Annotated in this window: 7 protein-coding genes and 4 pseudogenes; 8 read left to right on the plus strand and 3 right to left on the minus strand. The window is 62.7% G+C overall.

Annotated elements, in window-relative coordinates:
• From E3O19_RS00755 to E3O19_RS00765, 3 genes are all read left to right on the plus strand, one after another.
• Positions 1-108: integrase core domain-containing protein (locus tag E3O19_RS00755; protein ID WP_166804401.1), on the plus strand; the 108-nt coding region annotated here is incomplete at its 5' end.
• 208 nt (positions 109-316) lie between these two features.
• Positions 317-913: an RNA polymerase sigma factor gene (locus E3O19_RS00760; protein WP_134564731.1), complete on the plus strand. Its 597-nt coding sequence runs from the start codon at positions 317-319 to the stop codon at positions 911-913.
• Between the two features lie 2 nt (positions 914-915).
• Positions 916-1,449 carry a hypothetical protein gene (locus tag E3O19_RS00765; protein ID WP_134564732.1) on the plus strand — a complete coding sequence of 178 codons (534 nt, stop codon included), beginning with the start codon at positions 916-918 and terminating at the stop codon, positions 1,447-1,449.
• 68 nt (positions 1,450-1,517) lie between these two features.
• Here E3O19_RS00765 and E3O19_RS18740 read toward each other — a convergent pair whose 3' ends face one another.
• Positions 1,518-2,036, minus strand: coding sequence for a GNAT family N-acetyltransferase (locus E3O19_RS18740; RefSeq protein ID WP_134564733.1), 519 nt, complete (start codon positions 2,034-2,036; stop codon positions 1,518-1,520).
• Here E3O19_RS18740 and E3O19_RS00775 point away from each other — a divergent pair.
• A pseudogene (locus E3O19_RS00775) lies at positions 2,027-3,269 on the plus strand (IS256 family transposase). The gene E3O19_RS18740 and the pseudogene E3O19_RS00775 overlap by 10 nt on opposite strands.
• 11 nt (positions 3,270-3,280) lie before the next feature.
• On the opposite strand, the gene E3O19_RS00780 reads toward E3O19_RS00775, so the two are convergent.
• The gene (locus E3O19_RS00780; RefSeq protein ID WP_134564734.1) at positions 3,281-3,718 is read right to left on the minus strand and encodes a hypothetical protein; all 438 of its coding nucleotides are present in this window, start codon (positions 3,716-3,718) and stop codon (positions 3,281-3,283) included.
• Between the two features lie 237 nt (positions 3,719-3,955).
• Here E3O19_RS00780 and E3O19_RS17575 point away from each other — a divergent pair, with 237 nt between their 5' ends.
• The 4 genes and pseudogenes from E3O19_RS17575 to E3O19_RS00790 form a co-directional block, all read left to right on the plus strand.
• Positions 3,956-4,120: a hypothetical protein gene (locus E3O19_RS17575; RefSeq protein WP_166804403.1), complete on the plus strand. Its 165-nt coding sequence runs from the start codon at positions 3,956-3,958 to the stop codon at positions 4,118-4,120.
• 657 nt (positions 4,121-4,777) lie between these two features.
• Positions 4,778-5,068, plus strand: a pseudogene (locus tag E3O19_RS18745) (type IV toxin-antitoxin system AbiEi family antitoxin domain-containing protein); the annotation flags it as partial.
• Positions 5,069-5,140: 72 nt separating this feature from the next.
• On the plus strand, positions 5,141-5,965 hold the full coding sequence (locus tag E3O19_RS00785) for a hypothetical protein (protein ID WP_241981114.1): 825 nt from the start codon (positions 5,141-5,143) through the stop codon (positions 5,963-5,965).
• Positions 5,965-6,318, plus strand: a pseudogene (locus E3O19_RS00790) (nucleotidyl transferase AbiEii/AbiGii toxin family protein); the annotation flags it as partial. The gene E3O19_RS00785 and the pseudogene E3O19_RS00790, both read left to right, overlap by 1 nt.
• Here the strand turns inward: E3O19_RS00790 and E3O19_RS00795 are convergent.
• Positions 6,248-6,441: pseudogene (locus tag E3O19_RS00795) on the minus strand (DDE-type integrase/transposase/recombinase); the annotation flags it as partial. The pseudogenes E3O19_RS00790 and E3O19_RS00795 sit on opposite strands and share 71 nt — an antisense overlap.

The raw sequence follows: 6,441 nt of genomic DNA on the forward strand, positions 1-6,441 counted from the left end.
ACCTACCAGGCCTGGATCCACAGCTACAATCACCACAGACCCCATACCGGCATCGGCGGCAAATCACCCATCGACCGCGTTCACAACGTCAGTGGGAACAACACCTAGCTCGCAAGCCGGACCTCGACGGACATAGATTCGGCGCCAGTGCGCCGAAGTTCCGAAGTCTTGGAGGAGTGGCGTTTGGGAACCTCCATTGCGACGTTTTGACTTGGTTTCTCGCGAGTGCCGCATGGAGCTCCTTCTTTTCACTACGACGTTTGACACGCGGGTCAGAAAAATGGAACTCGACTGAGCCGAGTGGACATTATTAGTTATGGATCACCCGGAGGACGTGAGTGAGAGCGCATTGTGGTTGCGCGCAGTCGCGGACGATCCTGAAGCGTTCGGGCGCGTCTTTGAACTTCACGCGGATCGCGTCTTCGGCCACAGCCTTCGACTGACAGGTTCACGCGCCGACGCTGATGATGTGACCGCAATTGTCTTTCTCCTGGCCTGGAAGCGGCGTCGATCCGTTCGGGTGGTGGACACATCGATCATCGGCTGGCTCCTCGTGACGGCCACCCACACGGCCCGCAATCTCGCCCGTTCCCGGCGGCGCCAACACCTGCTCCTTGCCAGACTCCCTGCACCTCAAGACGCCGACGATTTCGCGGACGCTACCGGCCAACGTCTCGACGCCCGATCGCCCCGAACAGGAGTCCGGAAGGCATTCTCCCGGTTGAGCGCACGGGACCAGGACGTCCTGGCCTTGTGCGTCCTCGAGGACATGTCGATGGCCCAGGCGGCAGCGGCCTTGGGAATCCCGGGCGGCACGGTGAAATCCCGACTCGCCCGCGCCAAAAACCGTCTTGCCGTTCATGTTGCCGGTGCAGCACCGACTCCGCGCGTGCAGCCAGAAGGGACTGCCTGATCATGAACGACGACAACTTTCTCCCGGAACGCAAAACCCAAATGAGGCACTTCCTCGTCGCTGAAGCGGAAGATTCGCTCCCTCAGCAGAAGCCTCCCGCGACGCGACGAGGGCGGGCCGGGCTCTGGACTGCGCTGATCCTCCTGATCGCGGCCGTCGGAACAAGCGGAACGGCGGTGGCAGTGAACTACGGGACCCTGTTCTACACGCCCTCGGCCTCTCCTGGCGGAAAGGCCACACTCGGGCCGGTTCCGGATTGGCCTGTCAATGCAAACGGGCAAACGTTCGGTGTCCAAGGAGGCAGCGCGATCGCACCCGACCTCATCCTCGTCCAAACCCTGGATATGAAGCCGGCCTACGTCTATTCCACAGACCTTGAAGCCGCTGAAGGCTCGAACGTGAAGTCACCCGAGGAAGCGATCGAGTGGACGAACGCGCACGAAGGAACCTACGTCGATATTCCGGCCTACGCATCGGATGGCACCACGGTGATTGGCGTATTCAGGATCGGATCCGGCAGACCCTTCGCCCCCTAACCGCAGAGGAACCCTGACCGGGCACTACAAACCGACCAAGCCCTTCGCTGGCCTTCAAGAATCGAAATTCAGGCCAATTCTTTCCGGAACCAGTGGTTCGCGTATGGGTCGGTATTGTGCGCTTCCCCTTCGATGTAGCCAAGGGACGCGTACAGGCTTCGCGCTTCGACGAGGTCCGTTCGTGTGTCCAACCGCAACGCATGGAGTCCGAGTTCGAGGGATTTGCGTTCCAGTTCCTTCATGAGAAGGCGTCCCACGCCCCTACCTCGTGCCGCAGGTTCCACGAAGACTCTGGTCACTTCGCCGATGTCGCCGGGGCGTACCCGCATTCCTGCACAGCCGAGAACGGTGGCTCCTTGGCGGGCCAGCAGAAGGATGCCCAGTGGTGCGACCAGGTCATCACTGGGGTATCCGGCCTGGGCGTCCAGGGTCTCCTGTCGAGAGGCGGGTCGCCCGTGGGTTGCGTCCAATAGCGTGGTGTAACCCCGGCCCTGTTGGGCGTGTTGCACCGATGTGAGGCGGCCACCGCGTGATTCTTGGAAAGACCGATCAAGTCTTTTCCGAAGGAGTACACGCGATGACCGCACCCCATTTTATTGACCCTGCCCGTTTCCTGTCCGAACAACTCGAGCAAGCCTCGCCGGACCTGATGCGGCAGATGCTGACCACGTTCATCAACGCGCTGATGAGCGCCGAGGCCGAAGCCGTCTGCGGCGCCGAGTACGGCCAGATCTCCGCCGACCGGGTCAATTCCCGCAACGGCTACCGGCACCGGGATTTCGACACCCGCACCGGCACCCTGGACGTTGCGATCCCGAAGCTACGCACTGGCACCTACTTCCCGGACTGGCTCCTCGAGCGCCGCCGCCGCGCCGAGGCCGCCCTGACCAGCGTCGTGGCGACCTGCTACCTGCTCGGGGTGTCGACCAGGCGGATGGAGAAACTCGTTGAGTCCCTCGGCATTACCCGTCTCTCCAAGTCGCAGGTGTCGATCATGGCCAAGGACCTCGATGAGCAGGTCGAGCAGTTCCGCACCCGTCCCCTCGACGCTGGCCCCTACACATTCGTCGCCGCCGACGCCCTGGTGCTGAAGGTCCGCGAGGGCGGCCGTGTCGCCAACGTCCACGCGCTCCTCGCGACGGGCGTGAACAAGGACGGGCACCGCGAGATCCTGGGCCTGCAAGTCACCAGTGCCGAAGACGGCGCCGGCTGGCTCGGCTTCTTCCGCGACTTGACTGCCCGTGGCCTGACCGGGGTGAAACTCGTCACCAGCGACGCGCATGCCGGCCTCGTCGCCGCGATCGGGGCCACCCTGCCCGGTGCGACCTGGCAGCGTTGTCGCACCCACTACGCCGCGAATCTGATGTCCGCGACCCCGAAGTCCAGCTGGCCGTCGGTAAAGACCCTGCTCCACTTGCGTCTATGACCAGCCCGACGCGGACGCCGTGCACGCCCAGTTCGACCGGGTCCTGAACGCGTTCGAGGAGAAGCTCCCCGCGGTCGCCACCCACCTCGAGACAGCCCGGGCGGACGTGCTCGCGTTCACCGGTTTCCCGAAGGAGATCTGGCGTCAGCTCTGGTCCAACAACCCCCAGGAACGCCTCAATCGAGAGATCCGCCGCCGCACCGACGTCGTGGGCATCTTCCCCGACCGCGGCTCCCTGATCCGGCTCGTCGGAGCGGTCCTGGCCGAACAACACGACGAATGGATCGAAGGCCGCCGCTACCTCGGCCTCGACGTCCTCAGCCGCTCACGGCTCACCCTCATCCCGACCGACAAGGAGGAACCCACAACCGAACTCGGCGCCCTCAGCGCCTAAAAATCCAAGAATCACACGGAAAACCCGTTACACCACACATTTGGACTTGACCGCGGTTCGAGGTACGGGGACTTGGCTTGTATATTCACTGACACGTAGGCCCACCCGTCTGTCCCGTTGAGGCTGATGGCGTCCGCGGTGCCTGATTCTCGGTGAAATTCGAGTTGTGGGTAGGTCCGGCGGTAGTAGTCCAGGAGCGCGGAGGGACTGTCTGGAGCGGCGAAGACGGTCGTAACACAGGCGTCCTGCGCTATCGGTCCGGAGCTTCCGAGGTACTCGGCTCGGCCGAGCAGATCACCATCGGGTGGAGGATCGTTGAGGATGGGAACCACCCGAATCTGCGCAACTGTTTTCCCCGCGTCGGGCGCGTTTAACGAGCAGCCCGCCACCCCCAACACCATGGCCACGCCGACACCGAACACGACGCCTAACCTCAGGTACCGACGCATGTTCAGGCTCCCGCTCGAGTGACGATTCATGGTGTGATCTCAGTTGCCGATGCTCTTCCGCCGGGCTCTGGCGTTCACGCAGCGAACGACGATCGCGGCGCACGATCCACAGCCGCAGCTACTTTCTAGCAGTGCACACGGAACTCAAACCAGCCCCAAGAAAGGGCAACCGATTCAAAACATCGCAAATGCCCATCGCCACCCAGAACAAGAGAACAGGTAGTGGGAGCATCTGGCTTGACCAACAAGGATCTCTCCTTCTCCGCGGGCACAACGATCGACCCGAAGATCAAGGTAGTGCGTCAGTCGCCCGGTAAGGTCACTGTCAACGGGACGTCCTCGCTGGGTGCATCAATCCAGGCAGGCGCGTTCGCAACCTCGGGAGCGGTGAATTTTGGCTGACATGGCAGTACGCGCAAAGAAACCAGCGGGTTTCAGCGTCGCGGCCGTGCACTTGCTCTGGACCGTGCCGCTCGCGCTTCTGATCGGATACCCGCTCTGGGTTGCGGCTCGGTTTAACTGGTGCGGATTCGGTGGATGCTGGGGGTCGACAGCAAATTCTGAACAGTTCAGTCTTCCCTGGGGAGTAGTCGTGCCCGTGGTGTGCGCGGGGCTTGTGTTCGCCGCTGTGGCGGTACCTCCCTGGGTGAGGCCCTGGTGGATTCGCTGGGTTATCGCTCTCCTCTTCGCGCTTATTGATGCGTATATCTTCGGATGGGGGAACTCACCTCCCCTGCTTCCATTTCTGCCAACGATCGGTAGCGGTGGAATCTCGTTTTAGCGAATACCCCACGGCAGGAGGTGCGAGCCGATGGGGTTGCAGGAGCTGACATTTCTCGGTGGACCTACCCATGTGTTCCAAGTGATGAGAAGCGTGGTGATGTCATGAAGAAGTGGCCCGAGCGCGACGACCCTAAGCGCGACCGGCGAGGGGGCAATCGTCGCAACCGCCGAGCGTGATGATGCCGTGTCAGATGACGGACCCTCATGGGCACAGAGCCAAGGCCGTGGTGGCGTGAATGAGCTGTGCACGCGAGTGCAGAATTTGTGCAGCCGAGCGTGGGAATCGACAACCATCGCCCCTACTCCGCCTTGGGGCCGCCGTGTCGCGTAAACCCCGCCCGCACGGGATTCGCCTTCAGGTCCGCTTTTCGAGAACACAATTGCTTGAAAAGCGTACTCCAGCTATACTTTCCAAGTATAAGCGTTGTTGTTGAGCCGATCCTTGAGGAACTGGCTGCCGGCCAGTGGGGTCTATTCACCGCGGCTCAGGCGCGGGCGCGGGGTGTGAGTCGCGCCAATCTCTCGCATCGGGAACGAGATGGGCGACTCGTGCGTCTCGCCCACGGCGTGTACCGGATCGGGGGAGTGCCGGTCGCTCCTCTGGATGATCTGCGCGCTGCCTGGATGTCGACTGAACCCATGGTGCTGGCGTGGGAGCGGGTGAGTACCCCGGGAGTCGTGGTGGGCGGGGCGGCCGCGGCAGCTGTTCATGAGTGCGGTGATATCAATCCAGTCCCGTATCGCCTGATCACAAGCGAGCGACGCCAAACGCAACGAACCGACATTGTCTACAGCCGGCGCCAGCTGGATTCCCGCGACGTTGTGGTTGTCGGGGGCCTCCCGGTGACGAGCATCGAACGAACGGTCGCCGACCTGGTCGACGAGATCGGCGACCTGTCCCTGGTCGGCGACGTGCTGGCCGACGCGACCCGGGGAGAACGAGCGGTCGACCTTGAACACCTCGGTCTTCTGCTGACCCCGTTCGCCGCACGATACGGCCACGCTCGAGGCGATGGCCCAGCTCTGCTGGAACAGCTCCGCCGGAGCGCGGGGATCGATGATGTGGCCGCGGCGCGTGCGCTCGTGCGGCGGCCGGCTATTGGCGCTGCCCTTGAGGGGATCGTCAGCCAGGCAGTGCGGGAGCAGCTGAGGTCCATCGTCGGTGGCCTACAGCCCCAGCTGGCGGGGAGCGTCGAGCTGCGCGAACACATCGAGCGGATGATCGCACCGGTACTCGTGGATCAGGGTCGCCTCGTGTCCGAAATCAGGGATACCGTGCTCGCCCCATTACTTCAGCGCCAGCGTGAACAGCTGGGTCACATCACGAAATCCATCGCAGCGCAGATATCGGCATCGCTGCCGAACATCACCATTCCCGCGATCGACTTCCAAGTCGCAACCGGGAACTCGCCTGCTCCCACAGTCGGCGCCACAGAAACGTTCAGCATCAAAGAGGAAGAATAATGACCGTTAGCGACCCGTACCCAGATGGGCGTGCGGTGCTTTCCGCGATCACGGAGAAGGCACGCGTGGCGTACCGAAGCGGCGTCGGGTCCTCCGTCCAGAGCCTCATCGAACTGGCTGTCTTCGATCGCTTTCTCTGCCGGGTGTTCTCGCAGGACGATTGCCCCTTCGCCCTGAAAGGAGGCACGAGCATGCTTGCTCGGCTTCCCCAATCGCGGAGCACGACCGACGTGGACCTCGAGACAGCGGAGATGAGTATCGACGCCGCCATCGCCCAGCTTTGCCGCGGTCGGCATGGACGACGTGCGGGGTGCCGTGGATGGCGAAGATCTCCTTCATCATCTCCACCGCCAACTCGCCGGACTCGGAGGCGTGGACGTGGGCGCCGACGATATAGCGGGAGAAGATATCGATCATCACGTAGCAATCGAACCAGGTGCCTTTGATGGGGCCGGGCAATTTTGTAATGTCCCAGC

The organism is Cryobacterium algoritolerans (assembly GCF_004402785.1).
Lineage (GTDB): Bacteria > Actinomycetota > Actinomycetes > Actinomycetales > Microbacteriaceae > Cryobacterium > Cryobacterium algoritolerans.